Below are 24,034 nucleotides of genomic sequence, written 5' to 3'. Positions count from 1 at the left end.
GCCGGCCGGGCGTCAGATGATCTCGACCAGCCCTCGATAGGGTTCGAGCCGATCGTCCCCGGGGTCCAGGTCGGTCACCAGGACGTCCATCTCGTCCAGTGACAGACACGTGGCTACGGCACGGCGCGCCAGTTTCGAGGAGTCGACGGCCAGGACGGTCCGCTCGGAGACGGCCGCCAGGACGCGTTTGACCGCCGCCTCGTCAGCGGTGAACTCGGTCGATCCGACGGATCCGTCCAGATGGGTCGCGGACAGGAAGCAGGTGTGCAGGGCGAACTGCCGGAGCGTCACCTCCGCCAGCGGGCCCACCAGGCTTCCGGTGTGCGGATCCGCTGTGCCACCGGTCGCGTAGGCCCTGCATCCAGGGGTCCTGGAGAGCTCGTGGAACGTCTCGAAGCCGGTGGTCACCGCCGTCAGGTCGAGCGTCGGCTGCTCCTTCAGGCGCCGGGCGAGGCGGTGGACGGTCGTCGATCCGTCGAAGCCGATGCCGCCCTTGTCCGGCACGAGGGTCAGGAGCTTCGCGGCGATCGCGTCCTTGGCCGCTGCCGAGCGTCCCAGGCGGTGGTCGAACGTCCAGGCGTCGACGGGCACGGCTCCGCCACGCACCCGGCGGATCTCGTTCCGCTGCTCCAGGACCTGGAGGTCGCGCCGGATGGTCATCGTGCTGACGCCGCAGGCCGATGCCAGATCATCGACGCGGCGCACCCCCTCCCGGAGTGCTGTCATGATCGACGCCCTCCGGTGGTCCCCCTCGGCGCTGGTCTCCTCTGACATGGTCTGTTTCTACCACGGCGAACATGGTGTCCTGGGGGCGCTTTCACGCCTCCTCGGTGGTGGTCGTCAGGTGCCGTTCTCCTTGGAATCCGGGTGCGCCCCGGTCCCGCGACCGTCCCTCACCTCGAAGATTGATACGTTTCAACCCCTTGTCGGAGGTGTGCGAGGGCTGTTTAATCGCTCGGCATCGGAACATCCACGAAGGGGTGCTTGATGACTGACGACGTCTCCTCCGCAGCGCTCGACGGATCCCTCGTCCCTGTCCGGCGACGACCCACACGGGTGGGGCTGGTGTCCGGCGGGCTCGGTGCGTACTGGCCGCAGTTCCCCGGTCTCCTCGACCGGCTGCGGGAGTCGGCCCTCTTCGTCACGCGGCGGTTCGAGGGTATGGGCTGCGAGGTGGTCGACGCCGGCTTCGTCTCCGACCCGCAGGAGGCCTCCAAGGCCGCAGAGGAACTGCGCAAGGCCGACTGCGACATCGTCGTCACGTTCCTGACGACGTATCTGACGGCATCGATGGTGCTGCCGATCGCTCAGCGCACCCACGCGCCCGTCCTGGTCATCGACCTCCAGCCGACCGAGGCGATGGACCACGCGAACACCGACACGGGTGCGTGGCTGGCCTACTGCGGGCAGTGCCCACTGCCCGAGGTCGCCAATGTCTTCCGGCGCAGCGGGATCTCCTTCCGGTCCGTCTCGGGGCATCTGCACGACGAGAACGCGTGGACACGGATCGGCAGGTGGATCGCCGCGGCGGGTGTGCGCGGCGCGATGCGTCACGGGAGGCACGGTCTGATGGGCCACCTCTACCCCGGCATGCTGGACGTATCGACGGACATGACCCTGGTGTCCAGCCAGTTCGGTGGTCACGTGGAGGTGCTGGAGTTCGACGACCTGAGGGTCAGGGTTGCCGCGGTGACGGACGAGGAGGCCGCCGAGCGTGTCGCACTGGTCCGCCAGGTGTTCACACTCGACGCCTCCGTGAAGGAGGAGGACCTCGACTGGGCGGCCCGCGTCTCCGTGGGACTGGACCGCCTGGTGGAGGAGTTCGAGCTCGACAGCCTGGCCTACTACCACCGCGGCCTCGACGGCGAGATCCACGAGCGGCTCGGCGCGGGCATGATCCTGGGTGCCTCTCTGCTGACGGCGCGCGGGATCCCTGTCGCCGGGGAGTACGAACTCCGTACCAGCCTCGCCATGCTGATCGCCGACACCCTGGGCGCAGGCGGGTCGTTCACCGAGCTCCAGGCCCTCAACTTCCGCGACGGAGTGGTGGAGATGGGCCACGACGGGCCGGCGCACCTCGCCATCTCGTCCGAGGAACCGCTCCTCCGGGGCCTGGGCGTCTACCACGGCAAGCGCGGCTGGGGTGTGAGCGTGGAGTTCGACGTGAAGCACGGGCCTGTCACCGCCTTCGGGATCGGACAGGAGGCGGACGGCACGTTCAGCTTCATCGTCTCCGAGGGCGAGGTCGTCCCCGGACCGCTGCTGGAGATCGGGAACACCACCTCGCGCGTCGACTTCGGCTTCGACCCGGGGGAGTGGACCGATGCCTGGTCCTCGACCGGGATCGGCCACCACTGGACCGTCTGCACCGGTCACCGTGCCAAGGACTTCAAGGCCGCGGCCGACCTGCTCGGCGTCCCCTTCCTCAAGGTCGACGGCCCCAACGACCTCTGAGGAAGGGAGGCGTCCTCGGAGCGGCGGACCACGGAGCCATAATCCCTTCATGAGTCTCACCGCACGGCAGCTCCTCCTTGCCACGCTGGACCGTCAACTCCTCCTGGAGCGGCAGCGGATCGACGTGGCCGAGGCGGTCCGCCGGCTCTGCGCTCTCCAGGCGCAGTCACCCGCCTCCCCGTACGTGGCCCTGTGGAACCGGGTCGAGGACTTCGAGCCCGCGGATCTCGACGAGGCCTTCGCGGACCGCCGGATCGTGAAGGCGACACTCATGCGGATCACGCTGCACGCCGTGCACGCGGAGGACCATGCGCCCTTCCACGCCGCGATGTCGAGCTGTCTGCGGGCGTCCCGGCTGTACGACCGCCGTTTCACCTCGACCGGGCTGTCGCCGGAGGAGGCGGACGCCCTGCTTCCCGCTCTCGCCGAGTTCCTGGGGGAGCCCCACACCGGCCCGGAGGTGGAGGAGGAGGTGACGCGTCGGTTCGGCGAGCACGCGCACCGCGTGTGGTGGGCGTTGCGGACGTACGCGCCGTTGCACCATGTCCCCGCCGGTCGCCCTTGGTCGTTCGCCCTGCCGAACGTCTACCGCTCCTCCCTGGCCCCTTCCGCGCCGACACCGCCGGAGACCGCCGCAGGGGTGCGGAAACTGCTGCTCGCCCACCTCCGGGCGTTCGGACCGGCGTCGGCCCAGGACTTCGCGCGGTTCACATTGCTGCCGCGCGCCGCGATCACCCAGGCTCTGCACGAGCTCGACGACCGACTGGCGCGGTTGACAGGCCCGGGCCGCGCCGTCCTGTTCGACCTGGCGGATGCTGTCGTCCCCGCCGAGGACACCCCGGCACCGCCCAGACTGCTGCCGATGTGGGACAGCACCATGCTGGCCCACGCCGGCCCCGGCCGGACCGTTCCTGCGGAGTACCGACCGCTCGTCGTCCGGCGGAACGGCGACGTACTGCCCTGCATACTCGTCGACGGGCGGGTCGCCGGTGTGTGGCGCGCGACCGAGGCGGGCCTCGAACTGTCTTCCTTCCACACACTGGGCAGGCCCGGGTGGGAGGGGCTGACGGCGGAGGCGGCGAAGCTGTCCGCCCTGCTGGCCGACCGGGATCCAGCCGTGTACCGGCGGTACGGGCACTGGTGGGACAAGGGGCTCCCCGTAGTCGAGACCAGGGTCGTCAAGGGCTGACCGGCATCGAAGGGCGGGACGAACTGAGGGCCGCTGAGCCCTCGACGGGCTGTGCCCGGTCCTCTCAAGGATCCGGCGACGAACGTGCGCGGGGAGCGTTCCCTCATGCCGCCTGCGCATGTTCTCGCGCGGAAGGCGGACCTCAGCTCTTGACGGCCTCCGCGATCCGCAGGGCCGCCTCGGCGGGGGTGAGGTGGGTGGTGTCGACGACCTCGGCCTCGTTGTGCAGCCATGTGCGGGCCGCCTCGGCGTACGGTTCGAGGTAGGCGAGGCGGAACGCGGAGGGGCCGAGAACGGTGTCGCCCTCGATGCGCCCGAGGAGGGTGTCCTGGTCGGCATGGAGGACGAAGTGCCGCACGGGAATGTCATGTCGGGCGAGACCGGAGCTGATCTCGCGCCAGTACTGCTCGACCAGGACGGTCATGGGCATCACCAGAACGCCGCCGGTGTAGTCGAGCACCTGGCGGGCGGTCTCGACCACGAGCGTCCGCCACGGCGGCCAGTGCTGGAAGTTGTCCGTGTCGGGCAGCCCCGGCCTGATGTCCATGAGCGTCTCGCCGACCTTCTCGGCGTCGAACACCCTCGAATCCGGTATCAGTTGCTGCACGAGTGGACTGGTCGTCGTCTTGCCCGCGCCGTGGGTCCCGTTGAGCCATACGATCATGGGACCCACGCTAGCCCTCCGTCTTCTCGCGGGTCACTGATTCGGCCGACTGCTCGCACCGTGAGCCGTACGCGGGCCGCGGGAGCTCGACGAGGACCGCACGACGCGGCGATGAGTTCTCCTGGTCCGGCCGGTCTACTGTTCGCCGAGTGATCAGAACGCGCGCAGCAGGAGGAGTGGCATGAGCCAGTTACTGCGGGTCCAGAACTTCACCGTCTCGAGCGACGGGTTCGGCGCGGGCGAGGGCCAGAGCCTGGAGAAGCCGTTCGGCCATGCCGATCCGGGGAACTTGCTCGCCTGGGCCTTCGCCACCGACCACCCACCCATCAAACGCTCCGAACCCGGTGGCCGAGGTCTGGACGACTACTTCACGCGGGACTACGCCCGTAACATCGGCGCCGAGATCATGGGCCGCAACAAGTTCGGGCCGCAGCGCGGGCCCTGGCAGGACCATGAGTGGCAGGGCTGGTGGGGTGACGAGCCGCCGTTCCACACGCCGGTGTTCGTCATGACGCACCACACGCGCCCGTCGTTCACGCTCTCCGACACCACGTTCCACTTCGTCGACGGCGACCCGGCCGCGGTGCTCGCCCAGGCGAAGGAAGCCGCGCGGGGCAAGGACGTCCGGCTCGGCGGCGGGGCCACGATCGTCCGGCAGTTCCTCGAGGCCGACCTCCTCGACACCCTGCACGTGGCGGTCGCGCCGACGAAGCTCGGCTCCGGGGCCCGGCTGTGGGAGTCCCCCGACGAGCTGCTCGACCGCTTCCACCGGGACGTCGTCCCCAGCCCGAGCGGCGTGACGCACCACCTGTTCTGGCGGAAGTGAGACCGGACCGACCGACCGGCGCAGGTCCTGTCGCCGGCACCCGCAGCATGGCCGCCCGGCGGCGTCCTGGCCCCGCGGGGCGCTGCGGGTGCTGGTCGGGTCCGCAGCCGGCGCGGACGCCGCGGGTCGAGCCTCAGTCCGCGCGGGCTGCGGCCCTCCCGCCAGGGCGGCCGAGGGGTCGGGAGTGAACAGCTTGGCTGCCGTACTTGCATTCGAGTTCGAGGCGCGGGATAAATGTGGGGAAGAAGGGCATAGGCGACTTTCCGAAGTTGCCGTGATCAACTCGCCCGAACGACACGAGGTGAAGATCCATGGGCAGGATGACCTCCGCGATCAAGCAGTTGCGCGGGCGGATCATGGAAGCGGACGGCAAGGCCCTGCAGGACCCGCGACTGCGGGACGAAGGGCGCCGGCTGCAGGAGAAGGGACGTGGGGGCCGGTAGCACTCACCCGGCCCGGGCCCTCAGGGCGCGGAGTCCTGGGATTCAGCGCCGTACACCCCGTGATCAGGCAGTCCCGTCGGCTCGAAGGTGTGCACCGAGAGCCCTCGCGGCGTCGTCCGGTGGCTGACGAGTCGCAGGCCGGCCGGAGTGCCGTCGTCCGGGAAGAGCCGTCGGCCGCGGCCGACCACGACCGGGGCGATCACGAGCCGCAGCTCGTCGACCAGGCCCGCTGTCAGCAGGGACCGGGCCAGTCGGGAGCTCCCGTGGACCTGGAGGTCCCGGCCCGGCCGGCGCTTCACCTCGGCGACCTGCGACGGCACGTCTCCGTCCAGGATCGTCGTAGGGTCCCACCCGGCCGTGGTCAGGCTGTGGGACGCGACGTATTTCGGCAGGCCGTTCATCCGGGGCGCGAAAGGGTGGTCGGTCATCGTCGGCCAGTCGCGGGCGAAGTTCTCGTAGGTGCGGCGCCCGAAGAGCAGCGCGTCCGCCGTGCCGAGCCAGCCGGCCGCCACCTCGACGAACTCCTCGTCCAGGTACGGCACGAACCAGCCGCCCTGGTCGAAGCCGTCCGAGGGGTCCTCGTCAGGGGACCCCGGGCCCTGGGAGACACCGTCGAGCGTCAGGAACTGCTGAACGACAAGCTTCATCACACATCCCTCTCTTCCGCTCCGGCGTGGTCCGCGCCGACGCGGCCACGGGATACGACTCTGCCACTCCTCGTGGGGCGGGACGCGGTGACACCCGACGATTCCGGTGTTCCCGTGCGGATGCCGTGAGGGGGACGGCCGGCGGCCGGGCAGGGGTGGGGGAGAGGGGGCCGCACCGTCGGCTCCCCTCTCCCCCACCCAGCGGCGCGAGGACTGCCGCTCAGTAGATGTTGGCCTCCACGGCCGGGCCGTCCCCCCGGGTGCTGTTGATCTGGGCCCGCAGCGAGATCTCGTCGTAGACGCGGAACTCCCGCACGATGCGGCCCTCCTGGATCAGGAACTGGGACACGCCGAGCACGGTCACCGGCTGATCGGTCAGCGGGCCGAAGACCGGTGTGCCCCGGTAGGTCCCGTGCATCGTCCAGGTGACGGCGACCCGCAGTCCGGCGTACCGCGGCGCGTGGTTGGTCTGGATGTCCCGTACCTCGAACCGGGCGTCCGGGAAGGCGCCGACCATGGCCAGCAGATCGCTCTGGTAGCGCTCGGGGCGGATGACGGTCCGGTCGCCGATGGTGTGCAGGAAGAGGTCCCGCACCATGAAGTCGTTGACCCTGTCCAGCCGTCGCCGGGTCCAGACCTCGTCGATGAACTCCAGGACCATCTCGCACTCGGGCCGGAACTCGTCCGGGCGGGGGCCGCTGACGCCCACGGACAGGACATCCTTGGGCGGCTCCTCGGTCATCGACCCGCTGTATCCCTGGAACCGCAGGGCGCGGGCCGCCTCGTCCGGGTCCACGCCCCGCTGCAGGCAGTCCGCCAGCTCGTCCCGGACCACCCACTCCTCGACCATGCGGCCGCGGCGGTAGAGGCAGTTGGCGACGGTCCGCTTGCGGATGCGGATGTTGCGCCCGTCGACCAGGTGCTCGTCGGCGGAGAAGACCAGGTGGGAGCTGAGGAAGGCGTCGTTCCCGCGGGCTTCCCACACCACGTCCTCGGCCTGGCCGATGTGTCCGGGCGTACTGCCCATGCGCATCGTGCTCCCCTCGATCACGCCGTCGCGGCCCACGACGGTGCCGAGGCTGGTGTGCACGATCGAGTCGGGCTCGTAGTTGTCGACGATGTAGGAGATGTCACGTCCGACCCAGATGCGGTCGGTCACCTCACGGATGAAGTCGTCCGGGTCCTTGTAGGGGAGGTAGGCGGCGGGGTCCAGCGGCATGGGACGTACCTTTCTCGATCTGTTTCGAACAATGGAATGCGTATGTATTGGAGGATGGTTCAGTGGGGCGGAGAGGGGGCGTCCCCAGGAGGTGCGGCGCGGTGACGGGTATCCCTCACCGGGCGAATTTGTCCGCCCCGAGATGACTCCGGTACGTCTCCGTCATGAAGGCGCTCACCACGACGAGGGCCATGACCGCGGCCACCGCCAGATAGGCCCACACGGCGTAGATCGTGTCGAAGGTGGTGACGAGCAGGGCGGCGACGAACGGGGTGATCCCCATGAAGATGGAGAACGAGCTGTTGTACGCGATGGCGCTCGCGCTGAAGCGGGTGCGTGTCGCGAAGAGTTCCGCCGCGCAGACCGTCACGATGCCGGTCAGGAAGAACTCGGGCACGATGTAGATCAGTTGGCTCGCGACGGCCGCTCCGAAGGTGCCCTGCTCGCCGACCCGGAAGGCGAGCGGCACCAGGACGATGCACGCGACGGCTCCGGCGATCAGCATGGGCTTGCGGCCGATCCGGTCCGAGAGGATTCCGGCGAGGGGCAGCATCGGGATGAGCACGGCGATCGAGATCGCGTTGGAGGTCAGCGCCATCCAGCGGGGCAGGCCGAGCGTTCCCGTCAGGTACTCCGGGTAGAAGGTGACCCAGCTGTAGGACAGGATCGCGGCCATGATCGAGATGCCGCAGAACGCGAGCATCGGACGCCACTGCGTGCGCAGGGCCTCGCGGATCGGGGCCTTGACGACCACGGCGCCGTCCTCGGTGGCCCGGACGAACTCGGGGGACTCCTCGATCCGCCGGCGCAGCCAGATCCCGACCGCGCTCAGGGGCAGCGCCAGGAGGAACGGGATGCGCCAGCCCCACGAGTCCAGCGAGGGGCCCTGGAACAGCCAGCTGGCGAGTGCGGCGGTGCCGGCGCCGGCGAGGATCCCGACGAAGCAGCTGTTGGAGGCGTACGAGGCGTAGTAGGCACGCCGGTTCGGCTCCGCCCACTCGACGATGAAGGTCACCGCCCCGACGTACTCCCCGCCCGACACCATCCCCTGCACGACGCGCAGGAACAGGAGCAGCAGGGGCGCGAGGATCCCGATCTGGTGATACGTCGGGAGGGCACCGATCAGGGCGGTGCTCACCCCCATGAGCACGATGGTCCAGAGCAGTGTCTTCTTCCGGCCGACCCGGTCTCCCCAGCGGCCGACGAGCGTTCCCCCCAGGGGGCGGAAGAGGCAGGCGACGGCGATGATCGCGTAGGTGCTCAGCACCGCCACCGCCTGGTTGCTCTCCGGGAAGAAGGCGGGGGCCAGGACCGGGGCCATGTAGCCGTAGAGGCCGTAGTCGAACTGCTCGACGAAATTCCCGACGCTTCCCGCGCCGATGGCTCGGCGTATCTCCTTCCGCTTCTCCGGGTCGACCTCGTGCGTGGCGACGGCGGTGGGCGGCGCTACAGCGGACATGGGTTCTCCGTTCGCGCGGTGAGAGTTATGCATACGTATGAACTTCCGCCGAACACTAGGGAGCGCGGAGTGGGGCGTCAAGAGGTGCGCGCGACGGATTCGGCGCGCTCCGGGAGGCCGTGACGGGCTGCCGCGCGACGGCGCGGGAGGCCGGGGTGTACGCCCCTCACCTGGGCCCCGCGCGGACTGCGGGGCCCAGGGGGCCGTCGGGGCCCCGGATCTCGACGGGTGCCCTCACGCCCCTCTTGGCGGAAGCCTCGAAGGGCGGCCCTGCGGAAGCCCCGACGGGCGCCCCGCGGGACGCCGCTGCGGAGGACACAAGGCGCCTCCTCGCCGCCCCCGGCCGGGATGCCCCGGACGGTATGACGCCGGACGGTATGACGCCGGACCCGGACGGTACGGCGCCGGGGCGGTGCGTGGCGGTGCGGGGCGGTACGTCGTCTCACGACGGCCGGTCGCCCTCCCCGCGCGACGCAGGGGCCGCGAGGGACCGGAAGGTGTCCATGAGGACCTGGGTCGTGTTGTAGAGCACCAGCTCCGCCCCCGCCCGCTCGGCCTCCCGGGCGCCCTCCACGCCCGGCACGATCGTCATGACCGCCCGCCCGGCCGCGTGGGTCGCCCGGTGGGCGGCGGCGACCAGCCCGTCGATCACGTCCGGCCCGGGGAAGGCGCAGTCCGCCGCGAGGTCGGCCGGTCCCACGAGCACCGCGTCCACCCCCTCCGAGGCGGCTATCTCCCCGGCGGCGGCGACGGCCTTGTCCGTCTCGATCATCGCCACCACCAGGGCGTCCCGCGAAGCGGCGACGTGCTCGGCCGCCGACACGGTGCCGAAGCGGCCGGCTCTGCTGTACGTCGCGAAGCCCCGTGTCCCCAGGGGCGGATAGTGGACCGCCTCCACCGCCCGGCGCGCGTCCCGCGCACTGTCGACGTGCGGGTGGATGAGGCCCGCGGCCCCCAGGTCGAGGCAGCGCAGGGCGAGAGCGGGCTCGGAGGTGCCGACGCGGACCAGGACGTCGATGCCCCGGGCGGCCGCTGCGGTCATGTGGTGCTGGAGCACCGTCATGTCGGCCGGCCCGTGCTCGCAGTCGATGACCACGTAGTCGAGGCCGGCGACACCCGCCATCTCCACCAGGGTCTCCGACGGAAGCCGCAGCAGCGCACCGTACAGCCGTTCGCCGGCCGCGAGCCGTGCCTTGAGGGAAGGACGCCCCGCGGGGGCCGGGCGGCGATCCGCTCGTGCCGCCGTCACCGTGCCACCATCCCCGCGGAGAGGTCGATGTCGGCGCCGCACAGTCCCGGCATCCGCAGCATCGCGCTCACCGCCGCGCCCACCTCCTCCTCGGTGACCATCCGCCCGAGGGCCGACCGTGACACGAACTCCTCCTCGGCCTCCGCGTGGCTTCTGCCGGTGCGCTCCGCCTCCAGGCGGAAGTTCCGCTCCATCCGGGGCCCCGACACGGGCCCCGGGGACAGCGAGTTCACGGTCACCCCCAAGGGCCCGACCTCGCCCGCCAGCGTCGCGGTCAGCCCGATGACCGCCATCTTCGACGCGCAGTAGGGCGTGCGCCGCAGCAGCGGCCGCTTGCCCGACACCGAGGCGATGTTCACCACGTCGCCCGCGCCCCGCTCCGTCATGGACGGAAGGAACGCCCGGCACATCAGGAACACCCCGCGCACGTTCACGTCGAAGACCTCGTCCCATTCCCGCACCGGGATCTCGGTGAGCGGCGCCACCGGGCCGGCGATCCCCGCGTTGTTGACCAGCACCGAGATCTCCTCGTGCGCGAGGCTCTCCGCGAGCCGTTCGACCTCCTCGGGCCGCGACACGTCGCAGACGCGGTGGACCACACCCGGCCCCAGGCGGGCGGCCGTCGCCTCCAGGGTGTGTCCGTTGCGGCCCGTGATCACCACACGAGCCCCGTCGGACAGCAGCGAGCGCGCGATCGCGGCGCCCAGGCCGCTGCCGCCTCCGCTGACGAGCGCGGTGCGCCCGGCCAGCGGGGCCGTACCGCCGCTCATGCGCCGGCCTCGTCGTTCCACGGCAGCGTCCCGTTGCCGTACTTCGCCGCCCGTACGTCACCGGAGCGGGCGTGCCCCTCGAACAGCTCGACGCGCGCCGCGCGCCCGCAGACCTCGCCGAGCAGGGCCGACGAGGCGGTGTCCGTGACCTCCTGGTAGGTAACGGTCTTCAGGTACTTGCCCACCCACAGACCGCCGGTGTAGCGCGCGGCCCCCCGCGTGGGCAGGACGTGGTTGGTGCCGATGACCTTGTCCCCGTACGAGACGCAGGTGCCCTCGCCGAGGAAGAGTGCGCCGTAGTCGCGCATCCGGTCCAGGGCCTGGCGCGGGTTCTCGGTGAGGACCTCGACGTGCTCGCTGGCGTAGGAGTCCGCGATCTCGAAGGCTTCCGCCAGGGAGCCGGCCACGACGATCTCGCCGTGGTCCCGCCAGGCCGGACCGGCGAAGTCCTTCGTCGGCATGCCCGGGAGCAGCCGCTCGATGTGGGCCTCGACCTCCCGGCCCAGCTCCTCGGACGTGGTGACGAGCACGGCGGGGGAGTCCGGGCCGTGCTCGGCCTGCGAGAGGAGGTCGACGGCCACCACGAACGGGTCCGCGTGCTCGTCCGCGATCACCAGGATCTCCGTCGGGCCCGCGAACAGGTCGATGCCGACCTCGCCGAACAACTGCCGCTTGGCCTCGGCGACGTACGCGTTGCCCGGGCCGGCGATGAGCGGCACCCGGCCGATCGTCTCGGTGCCGACGGCGAGCGCCGCGACGGCCTGCACCCCGCCGAGCAGGTAGATCTCGTCGGCGCCCGCCAGGTGCATCGCCGCGACCGTCGCCGCAGGGATCTCGCCCCGTATCGGCGGGGTGCAGGCGGCGACCCGCTCCACCCCGGCCACCTTGGCCGTCACGATGGTCATGTGCGCGGAGGCGGTCAGCGGGTAACGCCCGCCGGGCACGTAGGCCCCGGCACCGGACACGGGGACGTGACGGTGTCCGAGGTGGACGCCGGGCAGGGTCTCGATCTCGATGTCCCGCAGCGAGTCGCGCTGGGCCTGGGCGAACGTGCGCACCTGCCGCTGGACGAAGCGGATGTCCTCCAGCACCGTCTCCGGAACCCCGGCGACGATCTTCCCGATCTCGTCCTGACTCAGCCGGAAGGACTCGGGACTCCAGTCGTCGAACTTCTCGGAGTACTGGCGGACCGCTTCGTCACCGCGCTCACGGATGTCGTCGAGGATCGCGCGGACGCGCTCGGCGACATCCGCGCGGGCCGCGCGCACCTGACCGGCGGGCACGGGGGACTTGAGGAACTGAGGCATGACGGCTCTCTTCTCGGTGTGGCGGTGGCGGTGTGGGGAGGAGGTGATTCCGGCCGGAGAGGACCGGCCGGCCGTACGGCCGGACGGGGTCAGGACAGCGCGGGCGGCCGGGAACTCCGCACCCGTACGAGCAGGTCCCGCAGCGCGGCGGAGACGTCGGAGGGGCACTGCCAGGGCAGCAGGTGTCCGGCCCCGGGCACCTCACGCAGCTCGGCGTCCGGGGCGGCCCGCGCGATCAGCCGGTGGAAGTCCGGGGGACAGAGGGCGTCGCGCGCCCCGGAGAGGACCACGGTGGGGCAGCGGGCGGTGCGCAGCGCGTCCACGCGGTCCGAGCGGGTCGCCTGCGCGGCGAGCTGGGCGCGTGCGGCGGCGGGGCCCACGGCGCGGGCCATCCGCCGGTACCGCTCGGCCTCCCCGCCCGAGGGGCCCGGTGGAGCGGGGAACATACCCGGCAGGGTCTCCTCGACGACGTCCGCGAAGCGTCCGTCGGCGATCAGCCCGTCCCAGGCGCGCCAAGCGGCGTACTGGTCGGGGCGTGGTGCGCCCGCGTTCGCCGACATGACGCAGAGGCCGGCGATCCGCTCCGGGGCCAGGTGCAGCGCCTCGAAGGCGACGACGGCTCCGAGGCTCAGTCCGACGGCGACGAAGGGGCCCGGCACCGACGACAGGAGGTCCTGGGCCAGCGCACCGATGGTGGACCTCCCCAGCGCGAGGTGGTGGACGTCGTGGCCTTCGGGGTACTCCACCTCGGACCAGAGGCTCGTGTCGCACAGCATCCCGGGAACGACCACCAGGGGCAGCGGGCGCGACGGGCCGACGCGGGGCACGGCGGTCACCAGCGGCGCGCTGAGCGGGGCAGCAGCGCGTAGGGCGCGAGGTAGCCGTTGTGGTCGATGCCGAGACCCGCGTCGGCGGCGCTCTTGGAGACCTCCTCGTCCCAGTCCAGACGGACGCGGCCGTCACCGGAGTTGACGACCAGGAGATCGCCCTCCTCCTCGCCGACGTTGCGCAGCGTGCGCCAGGCGTCCTGGGGGACGGACAGCATGTCGCGCGGTCCCAGCCTCACCGAGACGGGGTCCGTGCGGTTGAGCGTGACCTCCCACAGGCCGTCCTTGACGATCAGGGTCTGCGTCTCGTGCTGCCGGTGGAGCGACACGCCCTGGCCCGGTTCGGCGCGCAGCCAGGCGGCGTTGTGGCCGTGCGGATTGAAGATCCGGGGTTCCTGGTGCGGATCCTCGGTCATGCCGTATCCGATGACGCAGCTCAGGCGCGCCCCTCCGCCCGGCAGGGTGCTGTCCAGGAAGGGCCGGTCGGACCAGACCAGCTCGCCGGACGCCGCGACACGGCGCTTCATCTCGTCGGCGCTGTAGTGGCGCAGCCGGTCGATGTGCTCCTGGGCCATCGGCTGGGTCAGCTCGGAGCCGGACGGGATCTCGTCGCCGGCGACCGTGTCGACCAGTTCGTTGTCGGCGGTGAGGTACAGGCCGTGTCCCTCGGCCTCGCGCAGGACCGAGGGGCCCCAGATGATGCCGCCGGTGTGGTCCATGCCGAGCACGGTGAACATCCAGCCGTCGTCCGGGCCGGTGTTGGTGAAGCCGCGGAAGATCCAGGTGGGCACGGAGGCGATGTCGCCCGCCCTGAGGAGGTGTTCCCCCTCGGTGCCGTCGGCGCCCCAGCGCAGCAGGTACTCGCCCTCGGTGCAGACGAACACCTCGGCCGTGTAGTGGAGGTGGAGGTTGTTGGTGACGCCGTGGGGCATGGCGGCCGCGCCGATGTTGTAGCCGTGCGGCAGGCGGAGGTTGACGTGCTGTCCGGCGGCCTGCGAGACGCCGGGCCCGATCATGGCGTAGTTCTCCTTCCGGTCCGATCCCGGCGTACGGCAGTCGATGAAGGCCTGGTCGCACGAGACGAAGTCGCTGCGGCGGATCGTGCGGCGCCCCAGCTCCGCGGTGGACACGACGGCGTCGGGCATGGCTTGCTCCCTCACTTGGAATACGTATGCATTCCCATGACAGGCCTTCCCTCGGGCAATGTCAAGGGATCATGCGAGGTCGATTTCGGGCGTAGGGTGCGCAGGGCTCCCGGTGTGCGGGCCGGGGGATCCGCCGGGATGCTCCGGAAGCGCGACCGCTGGGCGGAGGGAGTGCGGGTGTCCGGGGCGTGGCGCCTGCCGCGGCGGCCCCAGGTGCAGAGGCGCCGGTCAGCCATGGGGTGTTGGCTACATACGTATACTGAAATCCGGGGAGCCGGCGGTGGCGCCCTGGGCGAGGAGAAGAGGGCGGATGGCGATCACGAGTCACGACGTGGCGAGGCTGGCGGGCGTCTCCCAGCCCACGGTGTCCCGGGCCCTGCGGGACGACAACCGCGTGTCCGCGGCCACCCGGGAGAAGGTCAGGCGGGCCGCGGAAGCGCTGAACTACGTGCCCAGCGAGGCGGGGCGGACCCTCTCGACCCGTTCCACGCGCCGGATCGGCGTCATCGTGACCGATCTGACGAACCCGTTCTACCCCCACGTCATCGCACCCCTGCACGACGAGCTGCAGCGCCTGGGCTACCGCATGATGCTCCTCATGGAGCGCTCCGACGAGGCGGTGGCCGAGGAGAAGCTCCTGGACCAGTCCCTGGACGGCGTCGTCCTCGCGACGGCCACCACCGACTCCCGTCTTCCGGCCCAGCTCGACCGCCGCGGCATGCCCTACGTCTTCCTCAACCGTGACACCGGCGGCAGCGGCGACTACGCCTCCGTCGTCGACAACGAGGGCGGCGGGCGCCTGGTCGCCGACGTCCTGGTCGGCCTGGGCCACCGGAGGATCGCGGGCATCTTCGGCGCGGCCAACACGACGACCGGGCGTGAACGCGAGCTGGGCTTCCGGCTGGCCCTGGCCGACGCGGGCATCGGGCTCCCGGAGGACCGGGTGGCACGCGGAGCTTTCGAGTACGACACCGGCTACGGCGCCCTGCCCTTCCTGCTCGACGCTGCCGAGACACCCACGGCGGTCTTCTGCGGCAACGACGTGGTCGCCATCGGCGTCCTGAACGCCGCCCTCAAGGCAGGGCTCAGGGTTCCCGACGACCTGACCGTGATCGGCTTCGACGACCTCCCGATGGCCGCCTGGGAGGTGTTCCGGCTGACCACGGTCCGGCACGACCTGCGGGAGCTGTCGCGTCAGGCTGCGCGGCTGCTGGTGCGGCGCATCGACGGCGGCGCGGACCCCGCCGGGGAACGCCTCGTCCTGCCGACCGAATTCGTACCCCGCGCCACGCACGCCCGGATCTCCTGACCCGTCGCAGCCACGCACGCCCGGCTTTCCTGATCCGTCGGCGCCACGCATCCCGGCGTCGCCAGGGCCGTCGGCGATACGCACGTCGGCGTCCCCCGGCCCGTCAGCGCTGCGGCGATCCGGCCGGGAGGGACGCGGTGCGGCCGCTCTCCGCGGTTCCTGGGGCGGCCCCCTCCGCACCGGACCGGCCGCCGTACCGCTTCTGCCTCAGTACGCCGACGCCGACGAGCACCGCGGCCAGGGCGAGCGAGAGCCAGAGTTCGAGACGGTGACCGGGCAGCACCGCCATGAGGACCAGCACCCCGGCGATGAAGGCGATCGTGGCAAGGGTCAGATACGGGAAGGCCCACATCCGCACCTCGCCCGGCTCATCCTCCTTGCGGCGGGTGGCGTACTGGGTGATGGCGATGACCATGTACATCATCAGGGCGATCGCACCGCTCGACGCGATGAGGTACGTGAAGACGCTCGGCAGGAGGTAGTTGGCGATCACCGCCGCGACGCCGATGACGGTGGAGGCGACGACCGCGTTCCGGGGGACACCGGACGCCGATGTGACCGCCAGTGCGGCCGGCGCGTCCTTGCGGCGGGCCAGCGAGAAGGCCATGCGTGAGGCGGTGTAGATGGCCGAGTTGAGACAGCTGCTCACCGCCACGACGAGGACCACGTCCATGATCCGGCCCGCGCCGGGGATGTTCATACGGTCCAGGACCGCCTGGTAGGAACCGGCGGCCAGGCCGTCGGCGTTCCACGGCACCAGGCTGACCACGACGAAGATCGAACCGACGTAGAAGAGCCCGAGGCGCCACACGACGGCGCGGACGGCCTTCTTGATGTTCTTCCTCGGCTCCGCCGACTCGGCGGCGGCGATCGTGACGATCTCGCTGCCCTGGAAACTGAACATCGCCGTGAGCAGGCCGGCGAGCACGGCGACCCCGCCCTTGGGGGCGAACCCTCCGTTGCTCCACAGGTTCGACACCCCGTGGGTGTCCGAACCGGGGAGCACACCGAAGATCGCGAGGGCGCCGAGCACGAGGAAGGCGATGATCGCGACGACCTTGAGGAGCGCGAACCAGTACTCGAACTCGCCGTAGTTGCGCACGGCGAGCAGATTGCTGCCCGCGAGCAGGGCGATCATGGCGAGAGCCGGGATCCAGCTGGGGAGCGAGGTGAGCCCGGCGATGACCTCGCCCGCGGCGATCGCCTCGATGGGGATGACGAGGATGTAGAACCACCAGTACAGCCAGCCGATGGAGAAGCCGGCCCAGCGGCCCAGTGCGCGGTCCGCGTAGGTGGAGAAGGAGCCCGTGTCGGGATGGGCCACGGCCATCTCTCCGAGCATCTGCATGACGAGCACCACCAGGGTGGCGGCCAGCAGGAAGGAGATCAGGACGGCGGGACCGGCGGCGGCCACGGCGGTGGACGAGCCGACGAACAGGCCGGCTCCGATGACGCCTCCGATGGAGATCATCGTGATCTGGCGTCCCTTGAGGCCCTGGGTGAGCGCGGGACCCGACCCGTCCGACGGGGGAGAGGCCGGTGAGGGATGGTGCATGGGGAGAATCCTCGCGGGAGTGGGAGCGCAGGTGCCCCTGCTGCAGGACTGTGCTCGTCCGCCTCGGGCGGGCGACGCCGGCCGGCGGCCCGGGAACACCGGCTACGACTGTGCACGGTGTCGCGGGCGCCGACAACCCCTCGCCCCCGCCGGGGCGGCATGGAGGCGGAGGCGAGGGACGGGATCAGAGCTGTTCGCGCAGCGTCGTCAGAGCTGTTCGCGCAGCGCCTCGGGGACGGAGTCGAACGCGCCGGAGGTGCGCCCGATCCGGTCGATGCGGACCGTGGCGGTCGCCCCGTGGGCGGCGAGCCCCTCGAAGGCCGAGATCCGCTCGACGGCGGGCGCCAGGGCGGCCGTACCCTCCCGGGCGGTCCGCTGGTACGTCAGCGGCTTGAGGAAGCGGGAGACCGAGAGCCCCGCGTTGTAACGGGCCGTCTTGCCGGTCGGCAGGACGTGGTTCGTGCCCGCGATGCCCTTGTCCGAGTAGGCGACGGTGGACCACGGGCCGATGAAGAGCGAACCGTAGTTGGTGAGGTTTCGCAGGTAGAAGTCGTCGTCCTCGGTCTGGATCTCCAGGTGCTCCGGGCCCAGGATGTCCGACACGGCGACGGCCTCGTCACGGTCGCGTACGACGATGACCGAGCCGAAGTCCCGCCAGGCGGGCCCGGCGATGTCGCGGGTGGTGAGGGTCTCGAGCTGGCGGTCGATCTCGGCGGCGACCGCACGGCCCGTCCGCTCGGAGGTCGTGATCAGGGCGGCCGGTGAGTTGGGGCCGTGTTCGGCCTGCCCGAGCAGGTCCGCGGCGACCCAGGCCGGGTCGGCGCTGTCGTCGGCGATGACGGCCACCTCGGACGGACCGGCCAGCAGGTCGATCCCGACGCGGCCGAAGAGCTGCCGCTTCGCCTCGGTCACGAAGGCGTTGCCCGCGCCGACCAGCATGTCCACCGGGGCCTCGCCCAGCAGGCCGAACGCCATCGCGCCGAGGGCCTGGACACCTCCGACGGCGAAGACGCGGTCGGCCCGGGAGAGGTAGGCGCCGTAGAGGACGGCGGGGTGGGCGCCGTGTTCGCCGGACGGGGGCGTGCACGCCACCACCGTCGGCACGCCGGCCGTCTTGGCCACACCCACGGTCATGAACGCGCTGGCCAGCAGGGGGAAGCGGCCGGCCGGGAGGTAGGCGCCGACCCGGGACACCGGCACGTAGCGCTGGCCGCCCGCCACCCCGGGGGCCACCTCGATCTCGAAGTCGGTCAGGTGCTCGCGCTGGGCGGAGGCGAAGCGGTGCGTGCGCTCGTAGCCCATCTCCAGGGCGGTGCGGACGTCGGCGGGCAGGGAGTCCCCCGACTTCTTGAGCTCGGTGGCCCCGATCTCCAGCTCGCCGGACCAGCCGTCGAGCTCCTTGCCGTAGGCACGGACCGCGTCCATGCCCTTGTTCTCGATCTCCTTCAGCATCTGGGAGACCCGCTCGACCACCTGGGGGTCGCGCTGGGCGGGAGGCCCGTCGACCGCCGGCTTCTTGATCCAGCGGAAGGGGGCGAGGGTCTTCTGTTCGTCGTGCGTGATCTGCATGCCTGGGACGGTAGACGCGACGCTGCCACAGGACCAGAGGGGCCTTGCCTGCGTCTCCCACAGGGTTTCCCTGTGGTTCGCGGGACGGGTCAGAGCGGCAGGCCGTTGCCGATCTCGCGGAGGGTGTCCTCGGCGAGGCGGGCGAGTTCCCTGGTGGCGCGCGAGAGGGGGTGGCCACGCCGTCTGACCAGTGCGATGGTGTCGTACAGCGGCTCGGCGAAGGGAACGGTGCGCAGTCCTGCGGGGAAGGAAGGGCTGGCGATCACCGCCCGGCTGGCGATCGTGTCGCCGATGCCGGCCGCGGCCAGCTTCAGCGCCGCCTCCACGTGTTCGAGCTCGATCAGCGGATCGACGCCCACCCCGGCGAGCTGGGCGCGTGCCGCGATCTGCCTCCTGGTCGGGTCCTTCCACCCGTAGTGGGCGTCGTAGAGCACGAGAGGGGCCCGCGAGAAGGCCTCGATGGTGACCGGGGTCCGGGTGCGCTCGGCGCTCGCGCTGACGTAGTACACCTCGTCGCGCATGAGCGGGGTGACCGCGAGTCCGTCCTCGTCGACGGGCAGGATGACCAGGCCCGCCTCGATCTGGCCCGCCGCGACGGCCGTGGCGGTCTCGGCCGAGTTCTGCCCCACCAGCCTCACGCGGACGGACGGGTACCGGGCGTGGAACATCTGCACGAGATTGGCGAGCAGGTAGTAGTCGGCGTTGCGCAGCACCCCGAAGGTGGCCGTGCCCCCGCCCAGGGACCCGAGGGAGTGCACGGCCCGCATCCCGCTGTCCGCCGCCTCCAGCGCCTCCTGGGCGTAGGGGAGGAGCTCCTGCCCCGCCGCCGTCAGGCTCAGGGTGCGGCTGCCGCGGAGGAACAGCTCCGCGTCGAGCTCCGCCTCCAGGCGGCGGACCAGCTCGGAGGCGGACGCCTGGGCGATGTCCATGGCCTGCGCGGCGGCGGTGAAGGACCCGAGGCGCTCCGCCTCGACGAAGGCCCGCAGTTGATTGAGGGTCATGCCGCCTCCTCGTGCGGGGCGGACGCGGGGAGGCGGTCGCGGCGGAGGTGCTCCGGCCGCGCGGGGGAGGGATGTGTGGTTCTGCGCATGCCTGCACCTTAGGAACCCGTGGCCCCGGACACCGCACCGGCGTCCGGGGCCGGCCGGCGCGGTGTCCGGGCCTCTCCCGTGGCGGCCCGGCTAGTCCGTCATCCCCCGCAGCGCCGTGAGGACGGCAAGGGGAGTGGCGGCCGCCCACGCCTGCGGTGAGCATGAGTGGGGATACGGCACCGGGCGGGGGTGCTGGGCGCGGGAGTAGCCCGCCATGACCTCGGGCAGACGGTGCCCGTGGTGTGCCGACGCCTCCAGCAGACCGAGGGCGACCGTGCGCGCCTCGTCGTCGAGCCCGCACCGGGCCAGACCGAGCAGGACGACCGCGTTGTCGTGCGGCCAGGACGTGCCCCGGTGGTACGAGAGCGGGTGGTACGCGGGCTGGCCGGACGCCAGGGTGCGGACGGCCCAGCCGGAGAAGAAGTCGGGTTCCAGCAGACGCCGCCCCACGCGCTCGGCGTGCCGGCCGTCCAGGATGCCCGACCACAGCAGGTGCCCGGCGTCGGAGGCCAGCGAGTCGACCTGCCGGCCCCGGCCGTCCAGCGCGAGCGCGGGGAAGTCGGGGCCGGTCATCCAGAAGTCCCGCAGGAACCGCTCCCGCAATTCGGCGGCGGCCTTCTCCAGACGGTCGGCGTACGCGGGGTCGTCCCACACCGAGCGGGCCGTGCGCGCGGTGCGCACCAGCGCGTCGTAGGCGTACCCCTGTGCCTCGGCGACCGCGATCGGGCCCTCGGCCTGGGTGCCGTCCAGGAAGCAGATCGCGCCCTCGGAGTCCTTCCAGTTCTGGTTCACCAGGCCCTGCGGGTCGGGCGTGTAGACCAGATAGCCGCTGTCGTCCAGGCCGCCGTCGCGGAACATCCAGCTCACGGCGGCCCGCGCCTCACGCTCCAGGCGGGCGACGAGCGTGCGGTCGCCGGTGGCCTCCGTGTAGCTGTCCAGCAGCACCAGGAAGAGCGGGGTGGCGTCCACCGAGCCGTAGTAACGGCCGTACGGCACCTGGCGGAAGTGGGCCAGCTCGCCGTGGCGGATCTCGTGGACGATGCGCCCCGGCTGCTCCCCGCGGCCGGCGTCGTGGACGGTGCCCTGGGTCGCCGCGAGGGCCAGCAGGGTCCCCTCCGCCAGCTCGGGCCGGTAGGGCAGCGCGAACAGCGAGGTGAAGAGGGAGTCCCGGCCGAACAGCGTGAGGAACCACGGGATTCCGGCCGCCGGCACCCGCAGGCGCTCGCCGTCCGGGCCGGTCGCGGGAACCCGCAGGGCGGCCAGGTCGCTCAGCCCGCGCGCGCACGCCGCGGCCAGACCGCCCGGAGCGCCGGGCGGCATGGGCAGCGGCGCCCCGGTGAAGGCGGACGTGTCGGCCGCCTGCTCCGCTACCGCCTCGGCCGGCGAGCCGACGAGGGCCGGCGCGGGTGCTCCGTGCGCGTACGCCGTGACGGAGAGCAGGAGTTCGGCCGCGCCGTGGGCGGGCAGCTCCAGGTGCCAGTCCAGCCGGTGCGCCGTGTCCCGTTCGCCTACGGGGCGGACGGCGGCCGGAGCCGGGGAGGCGCACACCGCCGTCCGGGACAGCCAGTCGCCGCGCTCGTAGGTGAAGGTGACTCCGTCCGGGTGGACGGCCGCCGAGTGCCGGGCGCCGTCCTTCTCGTACCGGCGCTTGTCGGAGCGCAGCTCGAACTGGTCGGCGAAGTCGGCGTCCGCGGTCAGCGACAGCACGGCGGTGACAGGCACGGGGCGGTTGTTCACCAACCGCAGACACTCCGTCAGGACGCCGCAGTCCACGGCCTGTTCACGAAAAACGGTGTACGCGGCCGGTTCGTCCCGGGTGCCCGGCGGCGTGAGCACGCACAGCGCGGAGGCCTCGCCGCCCGACGGCACCAGCACGTCCGGTGCCGCACCGTCGACGGTCAGCGTCCACCGGCTCAGGTGGCGCGCGTCGCGGTGGAACAGCCCGTCGGGGGAGGTGCCGCGCCGGCCACCGACACCGCCGTCGGGGCCCAGGACGGCGAAGGTGCCCGCACGGACCAGGGTGGTGTCCGCTGCGCCGTTCACGTGCGTACTCCGATCGAAGGGGTGCTCGGGCCGCCGTCGCCGGAGGCCGACCCGGCCGCGGCGAGCAGATCGAGGGTGAGGGCCGCCGTCCAGCCGAAGGCACGGGTGCCGCGGGCCTCGGCCGTGACCGGGTCCACGTACTCGGCGAAGGCGCTGGCCCCGGCGGCGTCGAGCATGGCCGTGCGCAGCGCGTCCGCCGTGCGGGGGCGCCCGTACAGGCGAAGCCCGCGCTCCAGCAGCCAGTTGGTGTTGAACCAGGCGGGACCGCGCCAGTAGCGGGAGGGGTCGAAGGCGTGCCCGGCGAAGTCGTACGACGGCGCCATCGGCACGTCGCCCAGGCGGAAGCCCGGGCCCGACGCCGTGTCGAGCAGGGCGTCGGCGATGTGCCGGGGGAGCCCGGGGACGATGAGCGGGACGAGCCCGGCGACACTGCGCTCGGGGATCAGCTCGTCACCGACCACGTCGCGGCAGAGGAACATGCCGTCGGCGGGCGACCAGAGCCGCTCCACCAGCGCCGCCGTGAGCCGCTCGGCCCGCGCCTCGTGCGGGGCGGGGTCCGCCCCCGTCCCGGCGGCGATCCGGGCGAGCGCGTGCTCCGAGACGATCAGCAGCGCGTTGACACAGGGGTCCTCGACCGCGAAGGCGTGCGTCCCCCGCACGTCCGCGTAGCCGCTGTCCCGGTAGTCGGAGGCGAGCCGCACATAGCGGCCGTAGTCCAGGTCGGTGGGGCGCTCCGAGGCCTGCCCGTGGTCGAGGTCGGCGCGCCGGTACGAGCCCGGGGCGGCCGGCTCGACGCGCCGCAACGGGCCGTCCCAGCACGGGCTGTTGTCCATGCCGGGCTCCCACGGATGCACCATGGCGGCCAGGCCGCCGCCGCCGAGGTCGCGGGCGCCCGTGAGGTAGTCGTGCCAGGCCACGAGCCGGTCGTACACACGGGGCAGGAAGCCGCGGCTGCGCGAGGCCTCCGGGTCGGCCTCGTGGACGAGCCACGCGGCCAGCGCGTGCACGGGGGGCTGCACGATGCCGGAGGTCTCGGTCCCGGCCGGGGCGCCCGCGGGGGCGCCTGCCGTGGAGGAGCGCCAGAAGTCGGGGCTGGGGAAGTACGCGTCCAGGGGCACCGCGGGGCTGAACACGATGTGCGGGACGCGTCCGTCGGCCCACTGGGCGCCCAGCAGGCTCTCCAGCTCGCGCTGGGCCCTGCGCACCGACAGGTGGCGCAGGCCGATCGCGATGAAGGCCGAGTCCCAGCTCCACTGGTGCGGATACAGCCCGCGGGACGGGACGGTGGAGGAGCCCGTCCAGTTGGTGAGGAGTACCCGTGCCGCACCGCGCCGAAGGGTCAGGTGATCGGCGGCGGTGGGCACGGGGGTCTCGAGCAGCGACGTCACGCGCCGGACCTCCGCAGGAACGCGGGGACGGAGCGTACGGCCGCGACGGGGTCGCCGGTCAGCCGGCACTCGGCGGCGAGGTAGCCGTCGTAGCCGATGCTGTGCAGGGCGCCGATCCAGGCCGGCCAGTCGAGGTGGCCGGCTCCTGGCTGGAAGCGGTTGGAGTCGCTGACCTGGGCGTGGCCGATGTACGGGGCCGCCGCGAGGATCGAGGCCGAGGGGTCGGACTCCTCGATGTTCATGTGGTAGCTGTCGATGCCGATGCGGACGGAGTCCAGGCCGACCGTGCGGATGAGGTCGACGGCCTGCTCCAGCCGGTTGACCATGTGGTCCTCGTAGCGGTTGAGCGGCTCCAGATACAGGGTGACGCCCTCGGCGCGCGCGTGCTCGCCCAGCTCGGAGAGGCCGGACAGCAGCACCTCGCGGTCCTGCTCCTCGGTGCGCGGCGGCTCGAAGGGAGGGAGCCTGCGCGAGAACATCCCGTACGACGCGGGGGTCTGCACACCCAGCGCGCCGATCTCGGCCGCGACGGTCAGCTGCGACTTCATCTGCTCCAGCGCGTCACGGCGCAGCCCGTCGTCGAACGCGGCGAAGAAGTGCAGCATGTCGACGCAGACGGTCGGCATGACGACGCCGTCGGCGAGGGCCTGCTTCAGCTCGGGCAGACGGTCGCGGAAGTGGAAGTCGCCCTTGGACCGCAGCTCCACGGCGTCGTAGCCGGCCTCCTGGGCGAAGGTCCATTTCTCCTGGAGCGTGTCACCGGGGAGGAGCTGTTCCTGGCAGGCGGTTTTCAGCATGGGATGCCTTTCAGCGCCTTCGGAGGGCGCTCGGGTGTTCTGGCGGTACGGGTGGGGTGGAGGGGCTGCCCGGTCGCCCGGGC

General features: G+C 71.8%; 21 protein-coding genes. 5 read left to right on the top strand and 16 right to left on the bottom strand.

All coding sequences use genetic code 11. The features are described from left to right. Positions 1-12: 12 nt before the first annotated feature. A complete protein-coding gene (locus OG488_RS04260) occupies positions 13-774 on the bottom strand; it encodes a DeoR/GlpR family DNA-binding transcription regulator (RefSeq protein WP_329226051.1) in 762 nt (253 codons plus the stop codon). 213 nt (positions 775-987) lie between these two features. Between OG488_RS04260 and OG488_RS04255 the strand changes: the two genes are divergently transcribed. Beyond that, positions 988-2,454 (top strand): L-fucose/L-arabinose isomerase family protein, encoded by a 1,467-nt coding sequence (locus OG488_RS04255; RefSeq protein ID WP_329226050.1) that lies wholly within the window; start codon positions 988-990, stop codon positions 2,452-2,454. Positions 2,455-2,503: 49 nt separating this feature from the next. Continuing rightward, complete coding sequence (locus OG488_RS04250; RefSeq protein WP_329226048.1) at positions 2,504-3,643, top strand: winged helix DNA-binding domain-containing protein; 1,140 nt, start codon at positions 2,504-2,506, stop codon at positions 3,641-3,643. Positions 3,644-3,785: 142 nt separating this feature from the next. On the opposite strand, the gene OG488_RS04245 is transcribed toward OG488_RS04250, so the two are convergent. After that, positions 3,786-4,307 (bottom strand): ATP-binding protein, encoded by a 522-nt coding sequence (locus OG488_RS04245; RefSeq protein WP_329226046.1) that lies wholly within the window; start codon positions 4,305-4,307, stop codon positions 3,786-3,788. 181 nt (positions 4,308-4,488) lie between these two features. Between OG488_RS04245 and OG488_RS04240 the strand changes: the two genes are divergently transcribed. After that, positions 4,489-5,133 (top strand): dihydrofolate reductase family protein, encoded by a 645-nt coding sequence (locus OG488_RS04240; RefSeq protein WP_329226045.1) that lies wholly within the window; start codon positions 4,489-4,491, stop codon positions 5,131-5,133. Positions 5,134-5,444: 311 nt separating this feature from the next. Next, on the top strand, positions 5,445-5,576 hold the full coding sequence (locus OG488_RS04235) for a hypothetical protein (RefSeq protein WP_329226044.1): 132 nt from the start codon (positions 5,445-5,447) through the stop codon (positions 5,574-5,576). A 20-nt stretch (positions 5,577-5,596) separates the two neighbouring features. Here the strand turns inward: OG488_RS04235 and OG488_RS04230 are convergent, their stop codons facing one another. From OG488_RS04230 to OG488_RS04195, 8 genes are all read right to left on the bottom strand, one after another. After that, positions 5,597-6,223: a dihydrofolate reductase family protein gene (locus OG488_RS04230; protein WP_329226042.1), complete on the bottom strand. Its 627-nt coding sequence runs from the start codon at positions 6,221-6,223 to the stop codon at positions 5,597-5,599. A gap of 220 nt (positions 6,224-6,443) precedes the next feature. Then, complete coding sequence (locus tag OG488_RS04225; protein ID WP_329226040.1) at positions 6,444-7,442, bottom strand: nuclear transport factor 2 family protein; 999 nt, start codon at positions 7,440-7,442, stop codon at positions 6,444-6,446. A 115-nt stretch (positions 7,443-7,557) separates the two neighbouring features. Next, positions 7,558-8,901, bottom strand: coding sequence for an MFS transporter (locus OG488_RS04220; protein ID WP_329226038.1), 1,344 nt, complete (start codon positions 8,899-8,901; stop codon positions 7,558-7,560). Positions 8,902-9,343: 442 nt separating this feature from the next. Beyond that, a complete protein-coding gene (locus OG488_RS04215; RefSeq protein WP_329226036.1) occupies positions 9,344-10,150 on the bottom strand; it encodes an HpcH/HpaI aldolase family protein in 807 nt (268 codons plus the stop codon). After that, positions 10,147-10,920 carry an SDR family NAD(P)-dependent oxidoreductase gene (locus OG488_RS04210; protein ID WP_329226034.1) on the bottom strand — a complete coding sequence of 258 codons (774 nt, stop codon included), beginning with the start codon at positions 10,918-10,920 and terminating at the stop codon, positions 10,147-10,149. Before OG488_RS04210 ends, OG488_RS04215 begins: the two co-directional genes overlap by 4 nt. Then, positions 10,917-12,227 (bottom strand): histidinol dehydrogenase, encoded by a 1,311-nt coding sequence (hisD, locus tag OG488_RS04205; protein WP_329226033.1) that lies wholly within the window; start codon positions 12,225-12,227, stop codon positions 10,917-10,919. The genes OG488_RS04210 and hisD (OG488_RS04205) overlap by 4 nt, the downstream gene beginning before the upstream one ends. Positions 12,228-12,316: 89 nt before the next feature. Beyond that, positions 12,317-13,063, bottom strand: coding sequence for an alpha/beta fold hydrolase (locus tag OG488_RS04200; RefSeq protein ID WP_329226031.1), 747 nt, complete (start codon positions 13,061-13,063; stop codon positions 12,317-12,319). Beyond that, a complete protein-coding gene (locus OG488_RS04195; RefSeq protein WP_329226029.1) occupies positions 13,060-14,199 on the bottom strand; it encodes a hypothetical protein in 1,140 nt (379 codons plus the stop codon). The genes OG488_RS04200 and OG488_RS04195 overlap by 4 nt, the downstream gene beginning before the upstream one ends. 310 nt (positions 14,200-14,509) lie before the next feature. Between OG488_RS04195 and OG488_RS04190 the strand changes: the two genes are divergently transcribed. Then, complete coding sequence (locus OG488_RS04190) at positions 14,510-15,508, top strand: LacI family DNA-binding transcriptional regulator (protein ID WP_329226027.1); 999 nt, start codon at positions 14,510-14,512, stop codon at positions 15,506-15,508. A gap of 103 nt (positions 15,509-15,611) precedes the next feature. Here OG488_RS04190 and OG488_RS04185 read toward each other — a convergent pair whose 3' ends face one another. The 6 genes from OG488_RS04185 to OG488_RS04160 form a co-directional block, all read right to left on the bottom strand. Next, a complete protein-coding gene (locus OG488_RS04185) occupies positions 15,612-17,063 on the bottom strand; it encodes an amino acid permease (RefSeq protein WP_329226025.1) in 1,452 nt (483 codons plus the stop codon). Positions 17,064-17,270: 207 nt separating this feature from the next. Continuing rightward, positions 17,271-18,632, bottom strand: a complete 1,362-nt coding sequence (hisD, locus tag OG488_RS04180; protein ID WP_329226023.1) for a histidinol dehydrogenase — start codon at positions 18,630-18,632, stop codon at positions 17,271-17,273. Between the two features lie 89 nt (positions 18,633-18,721). After that, positions 18,722-19,633, bottom strand: coding sequence for a LysR family transcriptional regulator (locus OG488_RS04175; protein ID WP_329226021.1), 912 nt, complete (start codon positions 19,631-19,633; stop codon positions 18,722-18,724). Between the two features lie 180 nt (positions 19,634-19,813). After that, entirely contained in the window at positions 19,814-21,766 is a 1,953-nt protein-coding gene (locus OG488_RS04170) for an amylo-alpha-1,6-glucosidase (RefSeq protein WP_329226019.1), read from the bottom strand. After that, positions 21,763-23,154: an MGH1-like glycoside hydrolase domain-containing protein gene (locus OG488_RS04165; protein WP_329226017.1), complete on the bottom strand. Its 1,392-nt coding sequence runs from the start codon at positions 23,152-23,154 to the stop codon at positions 21,763-21,765. Before OG488_RS04165 ends, OG488_RS04170 begins: the two co-directional genes overlap by 4 nt. Beyond that, positions 23,151-23,951, bottom strand: coding sequence for a sugar phosphate isomerase/epimerase family protein (locus OG488_RS04160; RefSeq protein ID WP_329226015.1), 801 nt, complete (start codon positions 23,949-23,951; stop codon positions 23,151-23,153). The genes OG488_RS04165 and OG488_RS04160 overlap by 4 nt, the downstream gene beginning before the upstream one ends. Between the last annotated feature and the right edge of the window lie 83 nt (positions 23,952-24,034).

The sequence above is a fragment of the Streptomyces sp. NBC_01460 genome, assembly GCF_036227405.1.
In the GTDB taxonomy this organism is placed as follows: Bacteria; Actinomycetota; Actinomycetes; order Streptomycetales; family Streptomycetaceae; genus Streptomyces.
The sequence above is the reverse complement of the archived record's forward strand: the minus strand, read 5'-3'. Positions and strand labels throughout refer to the sequence as shown.

What these genes read in the sequence shown, in the direction of transcription:
- hisD (WP_329226033.1), bottom strand. Translation starts at nt 12,227, where the DNA reads ATGCCTCAGTTCCTCAAGTCCCCCGTGCCCGCCGGTCAGGTGCGCGCG.
- OG488_RS04210 (WP_329226034.1), bottom strand. Translation starts at nt 10,920, where the DNA reads ATGAGCGGCGGTACGGCCCCGCTGGCCGGGCGCACCGCGCTCGTCAGC.
- OG488_RS04175 (WP_329226021.1), bottom strand. Translation starts at nt 19,633, where the DNA reads ATGACCCTCAATCAACTGCGGGCCTTCGTCGAGGCGGAGCGCCTCGGG.
- OG488_RS04185 (WP_329226025.1), bottom strand. Translation starts at nt 17,063, where the DNA reads ATGCACCATCCCTCACCGGCCTCTCCCCCGTCGGACGGGTCGGGTCCC.
- OG488_RS04240 (WP_329226045.1), top strand. Translation starts at nt 4,489, where the DNA reads ATGAGCCAGTTACTGCGGGTCCAGAACTTCACCGTCTCGAGCGACGGG.
- hisD (WP_329226023.1), bottom strand. Translation starts at nt 18,632, where the DNA reads ATGCAGATCACGCACGACGAACAGAAGACCCTCGCCCCCTTCCGCTGG.
- OG488_RS04190 (WP_329226027.1), top strand. Translation starts at nt 14,510, where the DNA reads ATGGCGATCACGAGTCACGACGTGGCGAGGCTGGCGGGCGTCTCCCAG.
- OG488_RS04250 (WP_329226048.1), top strand. Translation starts at nt 2,504, where the DNA reads ATGAGTCTCACCGCACGGCAGCTCCTCCTTGCCACGCTGGACCGTCAA.
- OG488_RS04225 (WP_329226040.1), bottom strand. Translation starts at nt 7,442, where the DNA reads ATGCCGCTGGACCCCGCCGCCTACCTCCCCTACAAGGACCCGGACGAC.
- OG488_RS04235 (WP_329226044.1), top strand. Translation starts at nt 5,445, where the DNA reads ATGGGCAGGATGACCTCCGCGATCAAGCAGTTGCGCGGGCGGATCATG.
- OG488_RS04245 (WP_329226046.1), bottom strand. Translation starts at nt 4,307, where the DNA reads ATGATCGTATGGCTCAACGGGACCCACGGCGCGGGCAAGACGACGACC.
- OG488_RS04260 (WP_329226051.1), bottom strand. Translation starts at nt 774, where the DNA reads ATGTCAGAGGAGACCAGCGCCGAGGGGGACCACCGGAGGGCGTCGATC.
- OG488_RS04195 (WP_329226029.1), bottom strand. Translation starts at nt 14,199, where the DNA reads ATGCCCGACGCCGTCGTGTCCACCGCGGAGCTGGGGCGCCGCACGATC.
- OG488_RS04160 (WP_329226015.1), bottom strand. Translation starts at nt 23,951, where the DNA reads ATGCTGAAAACCGCCTGCCAGGAACAGCTCCTCCCCGGTGACACGCTC.
- OG488_RS04220 (WP_329226038.1), bottom strand. Translation starts at nt 8,901, where the DNA reads ATGTCCGCTGTAGCGCCGCCCACCGCCGTCGCCACGCACGAGGTCGAC.
- OG488_RS04230 (WP_329226042.1), bottom strand. Translation starts at nt 6,223, where the DNA reads ATGAAGCTTGTCGTTCAGCAGTTCCTGACGCTCGACGGTGTCTCCCAG.
- OG488_RS04255 (WP_329226050.1), top strand. Translation starts at nt 988, where the DNA reads ATGACTGACGACGTCTCCTCCGCAGCGCTCGACGGATCCCTCGTCCCT.